The sequence below is a fragment of the Burkholderia contaminans genome, assembly GCF_029633825.1.
GTDB lineage: Bacteria > Pseudomonadota > Gammaproteobacteria > Burkholderiales > Burkholderiaceae > Burkholderia > Burkholderia contaminans.
In genome coordinates this window covers 1249904-1268628 of record NZ_CP090642.1, presented here as the reverse complement: position 1 = coordinate 1268628, position 18725 = coordinate 1249904, and the positions used below count along the sequence as shown (strand labels likewise).

General features: G+C 65.7%; 15 protein-coding genes. 7 read left to right on the top strand and 8 right to left on the bottom strand.

Going from position 1 to position 18725, the window contains the following annotated elements; translation table 11 throughout:
- Positions 1–42 precede the first annotated feature (42 nt).
- Entirely contained in the window at positions 43–1563 is a 1521-nt protein-coding gene (locus LXE91_RS37795; protein WP_039356095.1) for a GGDEF domain-containing protein, read from the bottom strand.
- Positions 1564–1923: 360 nt separating this feature from the next.
- On the opposite strand from LXE91_RS37795, the gene tcuC reads away from it, so the two are divergent.
- On the top strand, positions 1924–3219 hold the full coding sequence (gene tcuC, locus LXE91_RS37790; RefSeq protein WP_039356098.1) for an MFS transporter: 1296 nt from the start codon (positions 1924–1926) through the stop codon (positions 3217–3219).
- 61 nt (positions 3220–3280) lie between these two features.
- Positions 3281–4063: a substrate-binding domain-containing protein gene (locus tag LXE91_RS37785; protein WP_039356100.1), complete on the top strand. Its 783-nt coding sequence runs from the start codon at positions 3281–3283 to the stop codon at positions 4061–4063.
- Positions 4064–4087: 24 nt separating this feature from the next.
- Here the strand turns inward: LXE91_RS37785 and dctA are convergent, their stop codons facing one another.
- The 5 genes from dctA to LXE91_RS37760 all read right to left on the bottom strand — a co-directional run bounded on the left by dctA (position 4088) and on the right by LXE91_RS37760 (position 10791).
- Positions 4088–5428, bottom strand: a complete 1341-nt coding sequence (gene dctA, locus LXE91_RS37780; protein ID WP_039356103.1) for a C4-dicarboxylate transporter DctA — start codon at positions 5426–5428, stop codon at positions 4088–4090.
- A gap of 34 nt (positions 5429–5462) precedes the next feature.
- Positions 5463–6386, bottom strand: a complete 924-nt coding sequence (locus LXE91_RS37775) for a LysR family transcriptional regulator (protein ID WP_039356228.1) — start codon at positions 6384–6386, stop codon at positions 5463–5465.
- Between the two features lie 173 nt (positions 6387–6559).
- Positions 6560–7741: a fumarylacetoacetate hydrolase family protein gene (locus LXE91_RS37770; protein WP_039356105.1), complete on the bottom strand. Its 1182-nt coding sequence runs from the start codon at positions 7739–7741 to the stop codon at positions 6560–6562.
- 33 nt (positions 7742–7774) lie between these two features.
- Positions 7775–9556, bottom strand: coding sequence for an IlvD/Edd family dehydratase (locus LXE91_RS37765; RefSeq protein ID WP_039356108.1), 1782 nt, complete (start codon positions 9554–9556; stop codon positions 7775–7777).
- Positions 9557–9753: 197 nt separating this feature from the next.
- Positions 9754–10791 carry a LacI family DNA-binding transcriptional regulator gene (locus LXE91_RS37760; protein ID WP_172625612.1) on the bottom strand — a complete coding sequence of 346 codons (1038 nt, stop codon included), beginning with the start codon at positions 10789–10791 and terminating at the stop codon, positions 9754–9756.
- 298 nt (positions 10792–11089) lie between these two features.
- Here LXE91_RS37760 and LXE91_RS37755 point away from each other — a divergent pair, with 298 nt between their 5' ends.
- Positions 11090–12436, top strand: a complete 1347-nt coding sequence (locus LXE91_RS37755; protein ID WP_039356114.1) for an MFS transporter — start codon at positions 11090–11092, stop codon at positions 12434–12436.
- A gap of 283 nt (positions 12437–12719) precedes the next feature.
- On the opposite strand, the gene LXE91_RS37750 is transcribed toward LXE91_RS37755, so the two are convergent.
- Positions 12720–13886: a pyridoxal phosphate-dependent aminotransferase gene (locus LXE91_RS37750; protein ID WP_039356117.1), complete on the bottom strand. Its 1167-nt coding sequence runs from the start codon at positions 13884–13886 to the stop codon at positions 12720–12722.
- 53 nt (positions 13887–13939) lie between these two features.
- Between LXE91_RS37750 and LXE91_RS37745 the strand changes: the two genes are divergently transcribed.
- From LXE91_RS37745 to LXE91_RS37730, 3 genes are all read left to right on the top strand, one after another.
- Positions 13940–14590 (top strand): GntR family transcriptional regulator, encoded by a 651-nt coding sequence (locus LXE91_RS37745; protein WP_039356120.1) that lies wholly within the window; start codon positions 13940–13942, stop codon positions 14588–14590.
- A 493-nt stretch (positions 14591–15083) separates the two neighbouring features.
- The gene (locus tag LXE91_RS37735; RefSeq protein WP_039356123.1) at positions 15084–15506 is read left to right on the top strand and encodes a TadE/TadG family type IV pilus assembly protein; all 423 of its coding nucleotides are present in this window, start codon (positions 15084–15086) and stop codon (positions 15504–15506) included.
- 10 nt (positions 15507–15516) lie between these two features.
- Positions 15517–16725 (top strand): pilus assembly protein TadG-related protein, encoded by a 1209-nt coding sequence (locus LXE91_RS37730; RefSeq protein ID WP_076841497.1) that lies wholly within the window; start codon positions 15517–15519, stop codon positions 16723–16725.
- Between the two features lie 176 nt (positions 16726–16901).
- Here LXE91_RS37730 and LXE91_RS37725 read toward each other — a convergent pair whose 3' ends face one another.
- A complete protein-coding gene (locus LXE91_RS37725; protein WP_135370827.1) occupies positions 16902–17192 on the bottom strand; it encodes a hypothetical protein in 291 nt (96 codons plus the stop codon).
- Positions 17193–17676: 484 nt separating this feature from the next.
- Between LXE91_RS37725 and LXE91_RS37720 the strand changes: the two genes are divergently transcribed.
- Positions 17677–18648, top strand: a complete 972-nt coding sequence (locus tag LXE91_RS37720; RefSeq protein WP_039356126.1) for a LysR family transcriptional regulator — start codon at positions 17677–17679, stop codon at positions 18646–18648.
- The last annotated feature ends 77 nt before the right edge of the window (positions 18649–18725 follow it).

Here is an 18725-nt window from a genome sequence, read left to right as displayed (position 1 = left end):
GCTCCGCGACCGAAAAAAAATGCTGGCCCGCTGCGTGACCGGTCAAGCCAGGCGAGCGAGTTGCTCCGTTTCCGCGCAACACACCCGGTTCCGGCCTTCGCGCTTCGCACGATAAAGCGCCATGTCCGCCTGATGCGACAGCGCATGCACGGACGGCGGGCGCGCGCGATGGCCGGTCGCGCAGCCGATGCTGACGGTGAAGGCCGGAACGGTTTCCGCAAACCCGTCGAGCCGGTTGCGCTCGACTTCGCGGCGAATCGCCTCCGCCACCTGCGCGGCGCCGCTTTCGTCCGTATCCGGCAGCACCGCGACGAACTCCTCGCCGCCGTAGCGCGCGGCGAGATCGCCGCGCCGCCGCGTGTGGGCGCGGATGCATTCGGCGAGAAAGCGCAGTGCCGTGTCGCCCACCGCATGGCCGTGCCGGTCGTTGTACTGCTTGAAGTGGTCGGCATCGATGAACAGGATCGACAGGCTGCCGTTGCTGCCCCGCTGCAGCCGTTCCCATTCGTCGCCCAGCGCGATATCGAGCGCGCGGCGGTTGCACAGGCCCGTCAGCGGATCGGTCCGGGTGAGGTCCATGAGCAGCGTCTGCTTGCGCAGGTTGTCGCGCAGCGCAAACGCGAGCAGCCAGACCACCGTGCAGAAGAGTGCGCTGATCACGGTGGCGGACACGCCGACCGTCCACGACAGGCGCGTGATGCTCGCCAGCACGTCGCGCTCGGCCGGCGCGACGACGGCGATCAGCGGCGTGCCCGGCACCCGCTGGTACGTGTACAGCCGCATGGTGCCGTCGATGACCGAACGAGCGGGGTAGAAGCCCGATTCGCTGTGCACCATCCGGTCGAAGGCTTTCGAGCGACGCAGGTGGTTCATCTGGTTGTCGTTCAACGACGGATTTCTCGCGAGGATCGAGCCGTCCTCGCGCAGGATCGCGCTGACCCCGTTCGGCCCGACATCGAGACCGGACAGGAGCTGCTCGAAATAGGCGATGTCGAGGGCGACCACCGCGATGCCGTTGAACGTATGATCCGGTCGCTCGATGCGCCGCGACAGCGCGATCGATTCCTTGCCGCCGCGCGAGCGTGCGCGATACGCCTCGGACACGTAGAGGCCGACGTTGTCGGCATCGCGATGGACCTTGAAGTAGTCGCGATCGCTGAAATCCCAACGATGGGTCGTGCCGCAGCATCCGTCGATCAACTGGCCGTGCCGGTCGGTCACGCCCATCCCGGTCACGTATTGCGCGGCCGTGCGCTCGAACAGCAGATCATGCCGCAGCCCGGCATCCATGCGTCGCACCGCGGGCTTGCCGAGATCGGACGCGAGTGCGACCAGCGCGTTGTTCGACGTTTCGACGGTGCGCGCGATCTGGCTCACCAGGACGGCGGCGACGTTGCGCGACGTCTCGTGCGCGTGGTCGATCACTTCGCTGCGCCCGACCCACAGCGTTGCCGCGCTGATCCCGAGCGCCGCCAGCGACATCAACGTGCCCAATGCCCCGACGACAAGATGGTTGCGTCCGGCCCAGTCGGCAATTTTCTCGATCGAGGTGGTTGCGGCCATGCTCGTGCTCGTAGGGGATGCCGGCGGCAGTGGGGCCGGCGCGGGTCAAACCTGGGTTAACGGCACGGTTAACAGAAAATCGAGGCCCGCAGGGCCGCCCGCGGGCGCGAGCGATCGCGCGCGGGGGCGCAAACGTGTGCGAGCCCGCCTGGCTGGTCCTGCGAAATCTTGCATCGGGCGTTCGCCGCGCGCGGAACGCGGTGCGGCGACACGCGCCGCCGGCAGGTCGATTGATAACACACCAACATCAATCCTTCCAAAAATTGCACTTATCGTTTGCCGGGCGACGAGCGAACATGCCGGAAAACGACAATCGATCCACCCCTCCCGCGTATTTCCGGATTTTCAGGAGACACCCCGATGCACCCCTCGTCCAGCCTTCCGAACGAACGTTCGAAGGCCGCTGCAGTTTTCCGCGTCACCGCCGGGAATTTTCTCGAGCAGTTCGACTTCTTCCTGTTCGGCTTCTACGCCACGCAAATCGCCAACGTTTTCTTTCCCGCGCAAAGCGAGTTCGCATCGCTGATGATGACCTTCGCCGTGTTCGGCGCCGGCTTCCTGATGCGGCCGCTGGGCGCCATCGTGCTGGGCGCGTATATCGACGACGTCGGCCGCCGCAAGGGCCTGATCGTCACGCTGTCCATCATGGCGAGCGGCACCATCCTGATCGCGTTCGTGCCGGGCTACGCGACGATCGGCCTGCTGGCGCCCGCGCTCGTGCTGCTCGGGCGGCTGCTGCAGGGCTTCTCCGCCGGCGCGGAACTGGGCGGCGTATCGGTCTATCTCGCCGAGCTGGCCACGCCCGGCCGCAAGGGCTTCTTCACGAGCTGGCAGTCCGCCAGCCAGCAGGTCGCGATCGTCGTTGCCGCGGGCCTCGGCTTTGCGCTCAACCAATGGCTGAGCGCGTCGGCCATCGCCGCATGGGGATGGCGCGTGCCGTTCTTCGTCGGCTGCATGATCGTGCCGTTCATCTTCATGCTGCGCCGTAACCTGGAGGAAACCCAGGAGTTCAAGGCGCGCAAGCATCGCCCGGGCATGAAGGAAGTGTTCGGTACGCTGGTGCAGAACTGGGGCGTCGTGGTGGCCGGCATGATGCTGGTCGCGATGACCACCACGAGCTTCTACTTGATCACGGTCTACGCGCCGACCTTCGGCAAGACGGTGCTGCACCTGAGCACCGCCGACAGCCTGCTCGTGACGCTTTGCGTCGGCGTGTCGAACTTCGTGTGGCTGCCGATCGGCGGCGCGCTGTCCGACCGGATCGGCCGCCGGCCGCTGCTGGTCGGCATGACGGTGCTCACCGTCGTGACGGCTTACCCGGCGCTGTCGTTGCTTGCTCACGCGCCGTCGTTCGTCAACATGCTGCTCGTCCTCCTGTGGCTCTCGTTCATGTACGGGATCTACAACGGGGCAATGGTCGTCGCGCTCACGGAGGTGATGCCGGTGCAGGTGCGCGTCGCAGGGTTCTCGCTCGCGTACAGCCTCGCGACCGCCGTGTTCGGGGGTTTCACGCCCGCGATCTCGACCGCGCTCATTCACGCGACGGGCGACAAGGCCGCACCGGGCTACTGGATGAGCTTTGCCGCCGTGTGCGCGCTGCTTGCGACGTTCGCACTCTATCGTCGCCGCACGGCGACGCTGACGCCCGCGCATTGAAGCCCGGTCCATCCGGAATGCCTGCCAACACCTACGAATCCTCACGACCACGACCACGATCATGAGAAACCTGCTCCCGAAATTTTGCGCGGCCGCGCTCGTTCTTGCCACGGCAGTGGCTGCCAACGTGCAGGCCGCCGAACTGCACGTGATGAGCTCGGGCGGCTTCACCGCCGCCTACAAGCTGCTCGGCCCCCGGTTCGCGTCCAACACGGGTAACACGCTCGCTACCGCGCTCGGCCCGTCGATGGGCAAGTCGCCCGAAGCGATTCCGAACCGGCTCGCGCGCGGCGAGCCCGCCGACGCCGTCATCATGGTCGGCTATGCGCTGGACGACCTGATCAAGCAGGGCAAGGTCATCCCCGGATCGCGCGTCGAGCTGGCCGATTCGCGCATCGGCGTGGTCGTTCGCGACGGCTCGGCGAAACCCGACGTCGGTTCCCCCGAAGGTCTCAAGCAGGCGCTGCTGCACGCGAAGTCGATCGCCTACTCGGACAGCGCGAGCGGCGTGTATATCGAACGCGAGCTGTTCAGGAAGCTCGGCATCGAGGACCAGGTGAAGTCGAAGGCGAAGATGATTCCGCGGATTCCGGTGGCATCGGTCGTCGCGAACGGCGACTACGAAATCGGCTTCCAGCAGGTGAGCGAGCTGCTGCCGGTCAAGGGCGCGACGTTCGTCGGCAAGATTCCGGAATCGCTGCAGTCGGTCACGCGCTTCGCGGCCGGCATCCCCGTCGGCGCGCAGCATCCGGCGGAAGCGAAGGCGCTGCTCGACTATCTCGCGTCGCCCGACGTGCAGGCCGACGTGAAATCGACCGGGCTGGATTCCGTTCCCGCTCACTGAGCCTGATCGACGGGAAGGTTGGCGTCATACCGCCTTCCCGTCGCCGCCACCGTCGCCGCCGGCATCCGCGGCGGCACGGTCCGCATCGACCCCGCTCGGGGATCCCGGCCCTCCTGCAGCGAGCCGCTGCGCAAGACGCGTGCGATCGCATGCGCCTTCCCACATCGACACGAAGATCACCGCGCATGCGTTGCTGATCACGCTCGTCAGCGCGCGTGCCTCGGACATGAAGCGATCGATGCCGACCAGCAGTGCGACACCGGCGACGGGCAGGTCGGGCATGACGACGAGCGTGGCGACCAGCGCAACCAGCCCGCTTCCGGAAACGCCGGCCGCGCCCTTGGACGTGAGCAGCATGATGGCGAGCATCACGGCGATCTGCGACGCGGAAAGGGGCACGTCGCACGCCTGCGCGATGAACAACGCGGCGAGCGTCAGATAGATCGCGGTACCGTCCAGATTGAACGAATAACCCGCCGGCAGCACGAGCCCCACGACGCCCTTGTCGCACCCGAGCGATTCCAGCTTGACGATCAGGCGTGGCAGAACGGGCTCCGAAGAGGACGTCGCGAGGACGATGAGCAACTCTTCGCGCAGGTAGCGCAAGAGCCGCCACAGCGCGAAGCCGTGCAGCCGCGCGAGCGGGGCGAGCACCAGTGCGACGAACAGCCCGCAGGCCACGTAGAAGGACAGCATCAGCTTCGCGAGCGAGCCGATCGAGCCGATTCCGAAGCGGCCCACCGTGAAGGCCATCGCGCCGAATGCGCCGAGCGGCGCGAGCCGCATGATCATCGCGAGCACGCGAAAGACGACCTGGGCGACGCCGTCGATCAGTGCAAGAACGGGCCGCCCGGCCCGCGGGTGTGCGTTCAGCGAGAAGCCGAACAACAGCGACAGCAGCAGCACCGGCAACACCTCGCCTTTCTCGAACGCGCCGAGCATCGTATCGGGGATCACGCTCAGCCCGAACGCGACGAGCCCGTTCGGTTGCGCGTCCCTCACGTACGGCGCGAGGATGCGCGAATCGAGATGGTGGACGTCGATGTGCATGCCGGCGCCCGGTTGCAACACGAACGCGGTGATGAGCCCGATGGCGAGCGCGACGGCGGTGAGCAGATAGAAGAGCGCGAGCGCCCGCACGATCGTGCGGCCGATTGCCTGCCCGTTCGCCAGCGACGTGATGCCCGAGACGATCGTGCAGAACACGATCGGCGCGATGGTCATCCTCACGAGGCCGACGAACGCGTCGCTGAGCGGTTTGAACATCGCGCCTGCGTCCGGCCATACATGACCGACGGTCACGCCGAGCAGCATCGCGAGCAGGACCTGCACGTAGAGCGATTTGAGCAGCCTGGCCAACCTCACGGAACGGTCTTCCTTCGTGTCTCTTGTGTCGTTGTCACACCGATGCATCGCTGTTCGCGATGCCGTCGCGCTTCGCGTCGACGATCATCCGGTGAAATGCTTCGGCGGCCGGCGTGAGCGGCCGTCCGCGCCGCTTGACGATGCCCACGCGGCGTTTGACGACCGGCTCGACGAGCGGCACGCTCGTGAGAATCGGGTGGTCGTGCCCGGGCATCGCCATCGACGGCACCGCGGCGACGCCGAGCCCCGCCTCGATCAAGCCGAGCAGGGTCGTCACGTGGCGCGCTTCGCATACGCTCGGCCCCCGCGGCGCCACGGCGGCCAGCGCCTGGTCGAGCAACAGGCGGTTCCCGGAAGTCTTGTCCACCGACACGTAATCGTGCTCGTACAGTTCGTTCCAGGTAACGCGCTTCTTGCGCGCGAGCGGATGGTCGCGGCGGCAGGCAGCGACGAACCGCTCCTGGAGCAACATCTTGAACTCGATGTCGGATTCCTGGCTGCCCATGAAGCTCACGCCGAAATCGGCTTCGCCGCTGATGACGGCGCCCAGCACCTCGTTCGCGCTCGCGTCCAGCAGCTTGACCCGGATGCGCGGAAAGCGCTGATGATAGCGCGCGATGATGGCCGGCAGAAAGTAGTAGGCGACCGAGGGCACGCACGCGATGGTCACATGGCCCAGGCGGCTCGACGACACGTCGCGAATGCCGAGCAGCGCCGCATCGAGATCGTCGAGCAGCTGTTCGGCGCTCTGGGCGAACACGCGGCCGACCGTGGTGAGCGCGACGCGACGCGTGGTGCGCTCGAACAGGCGCACGCCGAGCGCTTCCTCGAGCTTGTCGATCCGGCGACTCAACGCGGGCTGGGAAATGCTGACCGATTCCGCGGCCTTGCGGAAACTGCCCGTTTCCACGACCGCGCGAAACGCCTGCAAGTCGTTCAAGTCGAAGTTGATCCCCACGGGCGCGTCTCCCCATCTCAGATGGGGCGTATTTTGCATGATTTCGCCGGGCGGCCGCATCGGCGCGGCACGCATTCGCGCCACCCTCGATCGCAACCGCGTGCGTGAGCGTGCGGCCTGGCCGTCGATCCGCCGCGCGTCGATGTCGATGGGGGGCGTCGAGCCTGCGGGCCTTACGGCGCAAGCAGGCCGCGTGCGGCCAGATTGGCATACAGCGCGCGCACGCCGAAGGTCCAAGGCGCGATCTCGGTGCACAGCCGCACGGTGTTGACGAGTGCGCCGAGCGCGGGCGTGGAGATCGTGACGCGGTCGCCGAGGTGATGCGTGAATCCGCCGCCGGGCGCGTCGCGATCCTGGATCGGCGAAAACATCGTGCCGAGGAACAGCATGAAGCCGTCCGGATACTGGTGATGCGCGCCGCAGGTCTGCGCGACGAGGTCGGCCGGGTCGCGGCTGATCTCGCGCATGTGGCTGATGCCGTCGAGGACGAAGCCGTCGTCCGCGCCTTCGACGTGCAGCGACACGCTGGCCTCGCGCACGCTGTCCAGCGTGAAGCCCCCATCGAACAGCCGCACGAACGGGCCGATCGCGCACGAGCCGTTGTTGTCCTTGCACTTGCCGAGCAGCAGCGCCGAGCGGCCTTCGATGTCGCGCAGGTTCACGTCGTTGCCGAGCGTCGCGCCCACCGGCCTGCCGTCGCTGGAAACCGCGAGGACGATCTCCGGCTCGGGGTTGTTCCATACCGAAACCGGCAGCAGCCCCACGTCCGCGCCGAAGCCCACCGCCGACATCGGCTGCGCCTTCGAGAACACCTCGGCATCGGGGCCGATGCCGACTTCCATGTATTGCGACCACGCGCCGCGGCGCTCGAGTTCCGCCTTCAGCCGCATCGCGGCGTCCGAGCCCGGCACGATCTTCGACAGATCGGTGCCGATGGTGGCCGCGATGGTCGCGCGCACGTCCGCTGCCTTCACGGGGTCGCCGCCGGCCTGTTCCTCGATCACGCGCTCGATCAGGCTGACGGCGAAGGTGACGCCGCATGCCTTGACGGCCTGCACGTCGCACGGTGCGAGCAGGTGGGTCGCGCCGCGCGTGCCGTCGAGCGCCGCCTGCAGCAGCGGCTCGACGCGGCCCAGCGATTCGCCGGGCGCCGTGCGGGCGATGGCGGCCGCGTCGGGGCGGTCGAACAGGTCTGCGGTGGTCGGTACGGTGCGCGTGATGTCGATCACTTCGCCGTCGCGCACGGCAACGACGCTCGGGCCCGCATGGGCGCCGTCGTGCCGCCACACACGGCCGATCAGCAGCGCTTGCGCCAGGTCGTGCGGCAGGCAGTCGGAAACGGAAAGAGTACGCATGGTCAGCTCGGCAAGGGTCGTGGGCAGGGAGGGTCAGTGCGAATGGCGCGGGTTGCCGCGTTGTTCGATCACCTTCAGGTACAGCGTGGCGGGCTCGAGGCAGCCGCCGGTGGACAACTGGCCGACGAACTGGCGATAGAGTGCCTGCCACGGCGTCTGCGCCTGCGGCACCGTGAAGCTCGCCGTCTCGCGACGGCGCGCGAGTTCATCCTCGTCCACGAGCACGTCGACGCTGCGGCGATTCAGGTCCACGCGAATGCGGTCGTTCGTGCGCAGCAGCGCCAGGCCGCCGCCGACCGCCGCCTCGGGCGACACGTTCAGGATCGACGGGCTGGCCGACGTACCGCTCTGGCGGCCGTCGCCCATGCAGGGCAGCGAGGTCACACCGCGCTTCACGAGTTCGGCCGGCGGCGCCATGTTGACGACTTCCGCGCTGCCCGGGTAGCCGACCGTGCCGCAGCCGCGAATCACGAGGATGCAGCGCTCGTCGATGTTCAGCGCGGGATCGTTGATGCGCGCGTGGTAGTCCTCGGGGCCTTCGAACACGATCGCGCGCGCCTCGAACGTGTTCTCCGCGCCCGGCTCGGCCAGATAGGTCCGGCGGAACGCTTCACCGACCACCGACATCTTCATGATCGCGCTGTCGAAGAAGTTGCCCGACAGCACCATGAAGCCCGCGCCATGCTTGAGCGGTGCGTCGGGCGTGCGGATCACGTCGTGGTCGGCGTCGGGCGCGGTGTCGGCGATCTCGCCGATCGCGCGGCCGGACACGGTCGCGCAGTCGCGCCGCAGCAGGCCGGCCGCATCGAGCTGGCGCAGTACCGCGGGCACGCCGCCGGCGCGGTGGAAGCTCTCGCCGAGGTACTCGCCGGCCGGCATGCAGTTGACGAGCAGCGGCACGGCCTCGCCGAGGCGCTGCCAGTCGTCCAGGCCCAGTTCGACGCCCATGTGGCGCGCGATCGCGATCAGGTGCGGCGGGCAGTTGGTCGATGCGCCGAGCGCGGACGCGACGACGATCGCATTCTCGAACGCCGCGCGCGTCATGATCGCCGACGGGCGCACGTTTTCGCGCACCAGCTCGACCGCGCGCTTGCCGGTGGCGTACGCCATCTGGCCGCGCTCGCGGTACGCGGCGGGGATGCTCGCGCAGCCCGGCAACGACATGCCGAGCGCCTCGGCCAGGCTGTTCATCGACAGCGCGGTGCCCATGGTGTTGCAATGGCCGATCGACGGCGACGAAGCCGTGGTCAGCTGCATGAAGCCTTCGTAGTCGATCTCGCCGGCGGCGAGCAGGTTGCGCGCATGCCAGATCACCGTGCCCGAGCCGACGCGCTTGCCGTCGTGCCAGCCGTCGAGCATCGGCCCGCCCGACAGCACGATCGCCGGCATGTCGACGGTCGCGGCTGCCATCAGGCAGGCGGGCGTGGTCTTGTCGCAGCCGGTGGTGAGCACCACGCCGTCCAGCGGAAAGCCGTGCAGCACTTCCACCAGCCCGAGGTACGCGAGGTTGCGGTCGAGCGCGGCGGTCGGCCGGCGGCTTTGCTCGGCCAGCGGATGCACGGGGAATTCCATCGGAATGCCGCCCGCATCGCGGATGCCCGCCTTCGTGCGCTCGGCCAGTTCGATGTGGTGGCGGTTGCACGGCGCGAGGTCGCTGCCCGTCTGCGCAATGCCGATCACGGGGCGGCCCGACTGCAACTCCTCGCGCGTCAGCCCGTAGTTCATGAAGCGCTCGACATAGAGCGCGGTCATGTCGGCATGCGCGGGATCGTCGAACCATTCCTGGCTGCGCAGGCGGCGAGGCGTGTGTGACATGGCGGGCTGTCTCCGAAGGGGCTTTTCGTTCTGGCGCACCGGATAGTTACCGGTAACATCGTCTGGATGTTAGCACGGGTTTTTTGTGCGGAGGAAGGGTGTGTCGTGCGAGACGGGCGGCGCGAGGGCAGGGGACGGGGCGTCGTTGCGTGCATCGCGGCCCGCCGATGCGCCGCTCCGCCGCGACCGTCAGCGCATCACGCGCTTTCGCGCGCGACGATCGTATAGTCGATGCGGATGCTTCGCGGCTCGGTGCGCTCGCCGCCGTCGCGCGCCTGCAGCGCGGCCAGCAACGCTTCGCCCGTGCGTCGCCCGATGCCGTACGCGTCGACCGACACGGTCGTGATGGCCGGGTGGCAGCATGCGGCCACTTCGAAATTCCCGAATCCGGCCACGGCCATGTCCGCGGGCACGGACAGCCCGCGCCGGTGGCATTCCATGATCGCGCCGAACGCGGACATGTCGCTCACGCACATCACCGCATCGGTATCCGGCCATTGTTCGAGCAGCGCGGCCATCGCGGGCCCGCCATGGCCCATCGTGATCGGCGATTCGCCCAGCCGCACGATGCGCGGCTCACCAAGCTTCTGCGCCTTGATCTCCGCCTGGTATCCCTTGAGCCGGTCGAGGCCGCGCCGATCCAGCTCGCTCGCGCCGCCCAGGAAACCGATGCGCCGGTAGCCGCGCTCGGCCAGGTGGCGCACCATCGCCCGGGCGGCGCGCACGTTCGAGAAGCCGACGGCGGTGTCGATCGGATGCGTGGGCAGGTCCCACATCTCGACCACCGGAATCGCCGAGCGTTCGAGCACCTTGCGTGTCGCATCGGTGTGCTGCGCCCCCGTCAGCGCGATGCAGCGCGGCTGGTGCCGCAACATCGAGCGCACGAGCCGTTCCTCGCGTTCGAGATCGTAGTCGGTGTCGCCGAGCAGCAGCTGGAGACCTTCGGGTTCGAGCGCGTCGGTCAGGCCGCGCACGGTGTCGGAGAAGTTGGAGCTCGACAGCGACGGCACCAGCACCGCGACGAATTCCGAACGCCCCGACGACAGCGCGCCCGCGGCCGCGTCCGCCACGTAGCCGAGCTGGTCGATCGCCGCGCAGACCCGCGCGCGCGTCTCGGCGGCCACGCTGTGGCCGGCGAGCACGCGCGACACCGTCATCTTCGATACGCCGGCGAGGCGGGCTACGTCGGACATGCGGGGCGGCCCGGCAGGCCGGACGGCGGTGGGACTGGGCATCGGAATCGCGATCGGACGGAAGCTGGAAAGGCTACATCATACCGGTGCCGCATCCGCGTTCATGCGTGCCGCGCCGCCCCGTCGAGGCGATGCGCGCACTAGGGAAACCACGCGTTCGACGGCCCTTGTACGCGCCTGTTGACGCGTGCTACCTTCCGATTCGTTACCGGTATCAGTGTGCCGATTGCTCCCCGCTGCCTCGTCGGCGTTTTTTTTGCCACGGAATGTTATCGGTAACATCGATGTGTCGAAGAACCCGCCGGTACGAAGAAGACCTACACAATCAGGAGACAGACCGATGCCATCCATTACGCAGGCCGCTGCCGCCCCGGCCGCGGCCGATTCATCCGACGACGCCCTGTATCGCAAGGTGATGCGGCGCATCCTGCCGTTGCTGCTGCTCTGTTACGTCGTGGCCTACCTCGATCGCGTGAACGTGGGCTTTGCGAAGCTGCAGATGCTCGACGACCTGAGCTTGAGCGACGGCGTCTATGCGCTCGGCGCCAGCATTTTCTTCTGGGGCTATTTCCTGTTCGAGATGCCCAGCAACCTGTTGCTGCACCGCTACGGCGCGCGCTTCTGGATCGCGCGGATCATGATCACGTGGGGCATCGTGTCGTCGTCGATGGCGTTCATCGTGCCGCTCGCGCAGTTCTTCCACGTGCAGACGTCCACGATGTTCTATGCATTGCGCTTCCTGCTCGGCCTGTGCGAAGCCGGCTTCTTTCCGGGCGTCATCCTGTACATGAACTACTGGTTTCCGGCGCGCCGCCAGAGCGTGGCCATGTCGGGCTTCCTGGTCGCGATCCCGCTGAGCCTGACGCTCGGCAGCGTGGTGTCCGGCTGGCTGATGGAGCACACGCACGGTTTGTCGGGCATGAGCGGCTGGCAATGGATGCTGCTGCTCGAAGGGCTGCCGTCGATCGTGGTGGCGTTCATCGTGCTGGCGTGCCTCGGCGACGGCCCGCAGTCGGCGAAGTGGCTGTCCGGCGACGAAAAGGCGCGGCTGGCGCGCAACCTCGAAACCGAAGCCGCGCACAAGTCGCACAGCATCGGCGCCGCGCTGCGCAGCCCGCGCGTCTGGCTGCTCACCTTCATCCTGCTCACGTTCAATACCGGCTTCTACGGGCTGGCGTTCTGGCTGCCGTCGATCATTCGCGCGTCGGGCGTGCAGAGCCCGCTGCATATCGGTGTCCTGACCGCCATTCCGTACCTGACGGCAATCTTCGCGATGGTGTGGAACGCGTCGCACTCGCGCAAGACCGGCGAGCGCCGCCTGCACGCGGCGATTCCCGCGCTGATCGGCGGGGTCGGCCTGATCGCGAGCGCGGCGTTGGCGCACAACGTCGCGCTGTCGATCGTATTCCTGACCATCGCGACGTGCGGCATCCTCGCGCTGATGCCGATCTACTGGACCTTTCCGGGGCAGATCCTCTCCGGCACGGCCGCGGCGGCCGGCATTGCGCTGATCAACTCGGTGGGCAACCTGTCCGGGTTCACGGGCTCGATGATCACCGGCGTCGCCAAGCAGATGACCGGCGACATCAACAACGGCACCTATGCGCTGGGCGCGTGCCTGCTGGTCAGCTGCGTGCTGATCGCGGCGATTCCGCGCGACATCCTGCAGCCGCCGGCAGGGCGGTAGGGCGGTAGAGCGGTAGGGCGGTAGGGCGGTAGGGCGGTAGGGCGGTAGGGCGGTAGGGCGGTAGGGCGGTAGGGCGGTAGGGCGTTTGGCCGATGTGACGGTCGGCCGAGCTGGGCATCGCGCCGCCCGGCCTCGGAAGTTTCACGTCATGTGGATCGTCACAAGCGAGAATTTCCGCAAAAACACGATTTCGCGTGAGTTCGTTCGACCATCCCGCGCGACATGCCGGGTACCTCGAGCCACGGACGCTCGGCCCAGTACTCGGCTTTCTCGTGAGCGGCCGTCATGCGTCCTCCAGTGCGAGGCGCACCTTGTTTCCGAGCGTGCGCAACCGTTCGACCGGCTCGTTCGAGAACACGAAACGGACGTACTGCTCGCCGTGTGCGACGCCCCATCCGGTCATCGCCGTCGCACATACGCCGCGGCTCAGCAACCGCTCCGACATCTGCGATCCGGTCAGGCCGAAGTCGGAGACGCGCAGCAGCATCGACCAGCCGCCCGCCGGCATGCCGAACGGGAGCCCCGACAATTCGGCCGCGATCGTGTCCCGTCGCCTTTCGAGCTCACTCACGTAGCCGGGCAGATCGGACGCGGAATGTTCGAGCGCAACCGCCGCAGCCTCCTGGGCAATGCCGACCGGTACCACGACATTGGCGAGCGACACCGCTACCAGATCGGGAATCAGCCATTCCGGCGCGACGATCCAGCCTACCCGCCAGCCGATCATGCGCAGCTCCTTCGACGCCGCGCCGACCGTCACCGTCCGCTCGGCCATGCCGGGCAGGCCGGCGGGATGGATGACCGTGCGTCCATCGAACAGCAGCCGCTCCATCGCACTGTCGAGAATCAGCAGCAGATCGTTCCGTACACACAGGCTCGCGATCAGTTGCCAGTCGGACGCATCGAAGACCCCGCCCGAAGGCATCGACGGAGACATCAACAGCATGGCCTGCGTTTTCGGGCCGATTGCCGCCCGCAGCGCGGCCTGGTCCAGCTTCCATTCGCCGCCCGGCGTGAAGGCGAACGGGACTTGCCGCGGCACGCCGCCGGCCAGGCGGACGCGGTTCAGCAGGCCCGCGTAGGTCGGATCGGTGACGATCACTTCGTCGCCGGTCGCGACGGTGGCAAGCAGCGTGTTCAGAATGCCGGAGAGCCCGCCCGCCGACACCACCACCTGGTCGGCCGTCAAGCGCTGCCCCGAAAGCGCCGACACGTGCGCGGCGGCGCTCGCGCGCAGCCGATCCTGACCGACGAATGGCAAATAGGAGTTGGCCGAGTCTCGCTCGATTGCCGCTCGGGTGAAGGCGAGCGCCTCTGCAGTGGGCGGGATGTCGGTATCGAGATTTTCGAGTCGCAACAGGTCGACGTCGGCATGATCGGCGATCGAACCCATACGATCGACCCCGATGCCGGCAATGTGCTGCAGACGCGCAGGACGGTGGTGGCGCATCGAGCCTCCGGTTTTGTTACAATTTAATAGATAATATATGCATGGTGGTCGGAATGGATTTCGGAGTCAAGGAAGATCGCTCGCTGGCTGATCGGATCGCTGGCGCATTGGCGGATCGAATCATCTCGGGCGTCATCGCGCCGGGGGAGTGGCTGCGTCAGGACCACATCGCCGCCGAATTCGGCGCGAGCCATGTGCCGGTACGCGAGGCGTTCAGACGGCTGGAAGCGCAAGGGCTGGCCGTGGTGGAACCGCGAAGGGGCGTGCGGGCGGCGCCGCTCGAGCCGGCGGACGTGCTTGAAATGGCAAAGATGCGCGCTGCTTTCGAGGCGCTGGCACTGCGCGAGGCGATTCCCGCTCTCGACGCAAGTGCGCTGGAGGAACTCGATGCGATCCTCGATCAGGAGTCGGCGGCGCATGGCATCGCCGTGCTCGCGACGCTGAACCTCAGGTTTCATCGCGCATTGACCGCGCGGTGCGGGATGCCGCGGCTCATCGACGCAATCGGCGACATGCATCGGGCCAGCTCGAGGCATCTGTACGCGACGTGGCAGCAACTCGACTGGCAGCATCGCTCGAACGACGAGCATCGGGACATCGTCCGGGCGATACGCGATGGTGACGTGGACGCCGCGTGTGCGGCGCTGTCAGCGCATATTCTGGCTGCGGGTGACGCGCTTGCAGAGGCGTTGCGTAGCCGGTAGGCGCGCGGGGCAAGCTGGCGTCGTCAAGGGGTCCCAAAGGTCGGGTTTGGGAGTGGCTGCATACGACGAATGTCGAGGCTGCGCGATCAATGCTGCAACGCTATCGCGCAGATGAGATGGCGGCCGAGCCGAAGTGACTCTTGGCCTGCTGTCGGGCAGATGGCAGAGACGGGTTGCATGCCCTCAAGCTGCCTCGGTGTTTCACAACTGAATCATTCGCGCCGATCTTCCCGCATTCCGCGCGGATCCGCTTGCAGGTGCGTTGCGCCGTCGACCGAGAGTCGACGCTTCACGCTTCAAGCCTGAAACATTTCCCACCTCTCACGTCTTCCTTCCTGTGCGTCGCAAGGCGCTGTGCCCGCGCGTCAACCGTGTGCGACCGGTGGCGCGCAATTTGCTTGTTCGCTGACCGTGTACGGGGTAGTGCATGCGGGAAGAAGCAATGAGAGCGCGTCGAACATCGCGTCAGTTTCTTATACGGGGAACAAGAATCATGAATCGACGACACTGGAGGAAGCAACGGGGCGTTGCGGTTGTTGAATTCGCATTGGTGCTCCCTTTGCTGCTGTTGATCCTGTTCGGCATTGTCGAATTCGGTCTCGTCATGTTTGACCAGGCCGTCATAACAAACGCGAGCCGCGAAGGCGCGCGAGCCGGGATCGTTCTGAAATCCCCGAAAGCTTCGACAACGGATATTCAGAATGTCGCGCTCAATTACTGCCAGACTCACTTGATCAGCCTGGGTAGCGCGTCAAAGCCTACCGTTGCCGTTCCGTCGGGGCAGGGCGGGAGTTTTGGCACACCGCTCACGGTTACGGTCACGTATAAATTTACCGGCCTGGCCCTGGGGTCGTGGATCGGGCCATTAACCAAGCTGCTGACCTTGACAGCTACCACCGTCATGAACAACGAGTGAGGAGCCGGTCATGGATCACACTCGTTTCCGAGGTGTGCGGTCATCGCGCACGCGCAGACATTCGAAGCATGCCGGCCTCGCTTCGAAGAGCCGTCGGGATCAGCGAGGTGCGGTAGCGATAACGGTCGCTGTCTTGCTGACGATACTGCTCGGTTTTGGCGCCCTGGCGATCGACGTCGGCTATCTTTTTGTCGTGCGCAACGAGCTTCAGAATGCCGCCGACGCTGCAGCGTTGGCAGGTGCGCCATGCATCTATCCGCGAGCGCAATGCGGCAACACGAAGTCGACGGCTCCCGATTGGGCCACGGCTCAGGCGCAGACGGTACAGAGCGTTTCGTTAAACAAGTCGTCAAACATGACGCTGGTCGGATACACGACCGATGTGACGTACGGCTATTGGGACGTGACGGGTAGCGTCAAGGGCCTTCAAACCACAAAGCCGGCGTCGCCGGCCGTCGGCGAGCCGGGCGTGCAAGTCATCGTCACTCGCTCCGGAACGAAAAACGGTGGCGGCGTTCCTTCCTTTCTGGCGAAGGTTTTAGGGTTCCAGTCCGTACCCGAGAGCGCGGTGGCTGTCGCGGTCATTTCGGACCCCGGAAGTGTCGGCACCGGCGCGCTCTTCCCGGTTGCGATGACGAAATGCATGTACGACCAGTATTGGGATTCGACGAACGGAAAACCCAAGGTCGCGACATCCACGACGCCGCCTGGCCCTGGTCAACCCAATCAGGTCGTTGGTCAGCCGTACACCTTTTACGTGACCTCGTCCTACCATGCCGGGCCTTGCGAGGCGAGTCAGTGGACGACGTTCGATACGACCGCCAATGACGTGCCGACGGTGCGGAACCTGATAGCCAGCGGCAATCCGGATCCGGCAGCGGTCGGATCGCCAGGCGGCGTTTGCTCGACACCCGACAATACTTGCACGTATATCCAGCCCGGCACCAAGACGACACTGTATTCGTCCGTCAACGCGTGTAGTGCGGCCGGCACGAAGGCTTGTGAATATGTCCTGGTCCCGATTGTTCAGGATCTCACGACCTCGTCCTACGAGCGGATTCTGGCATTTGCATGTGTGCACATTGACGGCGCGAGTGGCGGGAGTGCGAAATACATCCAGATGGAGATGAGCAACAATCCAGACAAATGCCAGGCATCAGGGGCGGGTGGCATCGGGACCAACTACGGCGCCTACTCGCCTGCGCGCCTGGTCGAATGAGCGAAAGGAGAGCACGGACATGTCGATCGGCCCGGGCACCGGTGAGCGGCCATTCGATCAGCAACGACAAACGATTGTTGCCGCATGCCCAAGCGAGTGCCTGTATGCATAAAGCATGACCGAATGCCGCCGCCAGGCCCGCGCGGCGGTTCAGTCACCGACACTGCCGGGCGCGCTTACGCTGCCTTGGCTGCCGCCTCCTTTGCGAGCAGACGCTGCGCCTGCCTGTCACCTTTTCCTGCTTCTTGCGCGGTTTGAACCGAGGTCTCCGTTGCTTCCGCCAACATCGCGCGCGCGGCGCTGCTGATGTTGACCGTATACGACGACGTGGACGTGCTGGCGCTTGATCCAGCGGCCGACGAAGCGCTTGCGCTCGCGGCCGGAGCCGTCGACGCCGAGCCCGAAGTCGATGCAACCGACGGACCCTGTGCCTGCGCAGTACTTTGACTGATTGCCTGAATGGACATCTGACTCTCCCGATAGAAAGGTGTGTACTGCGTTCCTTTTATCGGCGTCGATTCGTAAAACATGAGCAGTATATTTTTCCCGTTTGTAGCCGTTCTTAATCATCTGTTAAGAAATGGCGACAATCGGTCTCGTGCTGCGTCTCCAGGTCAGGGCCATCGGGTGAGCCGGTTGCTTTCGATCATTACGCATGCGGTGGCGGCGACCTGTCATGCGCCTGGCTAACTGTGCGTCACGCCACGAGCAGACAAACGGCAGCGTGTAACTTAGACTCTTGCCGCAATGACCATTGAGTGGCTGAAGGCTTCGTCAACGAGAGCATCCGGGAGACGCATCCGGTGCAGGGACGACATCGCCTTTGTCCATCTGATCAGCATCCGAGCGACTCCCGAAAGGTTGGGCAACCGTATGGAAGCGTTGCTGCGGCAAAGCCGCTCGGCCGACGCGGTGAAGCCTGTGAACGATAGAAGTATCTAAGGATGCTGTATGGCGACCAAGCTGTCATTTGAAGTTCTCGAAGTTTTGGATGCAATTGACCGGACCGGTACATTCGCCGATGCGGCCGAGTTGTTGCATAGAGTTCCGTCCACGCTCACTTACCTCGTGCAAAAGCTGGAAAGCGACATGGATGTCGAGCTGTTCGATCGCAGCGGCAGACGGGCGAGACTCACGGAAGCGGGGCGTGCTGTTGTGGAGGACGGGCGTCGACTTTTAGACGCGGCTCGACGCCTGGAGGTCAAAGCAAAAGGTATTCGAGACAGTTGGGAATCGGAGCTTCGACTGTGCGTCGATGCAATCTTGCCGATCCAGTCCTTATGGCCGTATGTCCATGCCTTCTACGACCTGGAGATGAATACCCAGCTCAGTCTTTCCACCGAGGTGCTTGGGGGCGTGTGGGATGCCCTGGTTACGCGGCGTGCCGATCTCGCGATAGGGGCGTTCGGCGAGCCGCCGCATGCCGCCAATATTGCGGCCCGGCCAATCGGAACCATCCGGCACGTTTTCGTCGTGGCACCGGACCATCCACTCGCCCGCATGCCCGAGCCGTTGGAGAGCGAAACGATCGCAAGATATCGGGGTGTCGTCATCAGTGACACTTCTCGCGAACTGCAACCGCAATCTGTGGCCACCCGTGACGGACAGCCTCTGATCATCGTGCCGACGCTCGCAGCTAAACTGCAAGCACTGTGCGAAGGTATCGCTGTCGGGATGCTGCCCGATCTCGTAGCGAAAGAACCGATACACGAAGGCAGGCTGGTCGCGCGTCGCATCGTGGGTGTGCGCGAGTTCACGAATGGCTACCTCGCTTGGCGCGAGGACAAGGTGGGGAACGCTTTGAACTGGTGGATTGCGCAACTGGACAGCGCCGATCTGCTTGAACGGCTCCTGACGCCGCGTCAAGAGAGTAAAGGGCAGCCCGGGGTGCCCGCTTGCGCAGTCCGTTACCAAAGCGCGTAGTGACAGCCCATCAGTGCGACTGTCTGAGGACCTTCGCCGGTGCATGCAGTTGGACGTTCGAAGGTCAGCTTGGCACT

Bases quoted from the DNA above. Each gene is read 5' to 3' on its own strand.
- LXE91_RS37785 (WP_039356100.1), top strand. From the start codon at position 3,281: ATGAGAAACCTGCTCCCGAAATTTTGCGCGGCCGCGCTCGTTCTTGCC.
- LXE91_RS37755 (WP_039356114.1), top strand. From the start codon at position 11,090: ATGCCATCCATTACGCAGGCCGCTGCCGCCCCGGCCGCGGCCGATTCA.
- LXE91_RS37760 (WP_172625612.1), bottom strand. From the start codon at position 10,791: ATGCCCAGTCCCACCGCCGTCCGGCCTGCCGGGCCGCCCCGCATGTCC.
- LXE91_RS37765 (WP_039356108.1), bottom strand. From the start codon at position 9,556: ATGTCACACACGCCTCGCCGCCTGCGCAGCCAGGAATGGTTCGACGAT.
- tcuC (WP_039356098.1), top strand. From the start codon at position 1,924: ATGCACCCCTCGTCCAGCCTTCCGAACGAACGTTCGAAGGCCGCTGCA.
- LXE91_RS37770 (WP_039356105.1), bottom strand. From the start codon at position 7,741: ATGCGTACTCTTTCCGTTTCCGACTGCCTGCCGCACGACCTGGCGCAA.
- LXE91_RS37745 (WP_039356120.1), top strand. From the start codon at position 13,940: ATGGATTTCGGAGTCAAGGAAGATCGCTCGCTGGCTGATCGGATCGCT.
- LXE91_RS37795 (WP_039356095.1), bottom strand. From the start codon at position 1,563: ATGGCCGCAACCACCTCGATCGAGAAAATTGCCGACTGGGCCGGACGC.
- LXE91_RS37725 (WP_135370827.1), bottom strand. From the start codon at position 17,192: ATGTCCATTCAGGCAATCAGTCAAAGTACTGCGCAGGCACAGGGTCCG.
- LXE91_RS37720 (WP_039356126.1), top strand. From the start codon at position 17,677: ATGGCGACCAAGCTGTCATTTGAAGTTCTCGAAGTTTTGGATGCAATT.
- LXE91_RS37735 (WP_039356123.1), top strand. From the start codon at position 15,084: ATGAATCGACGACACTGGAGGAAGCAACGGGGCGTTGCGGTTGTTGAA.
- LXE91_RS37750 (WP_039356117.1), bottom strand. From the start codon at position 13,886: ATGCGCCACCACCGTCCTGCGCGTCTGCAGCACATTGCCGGCATCGGG.
- LXE91_RS37730 (WP_076841497.1), top strand. From the start codon at position 15,517: ATGGATCACACTCGTTTCCGAGGTGTGCGGTCATCGCGCACGCGCAGA.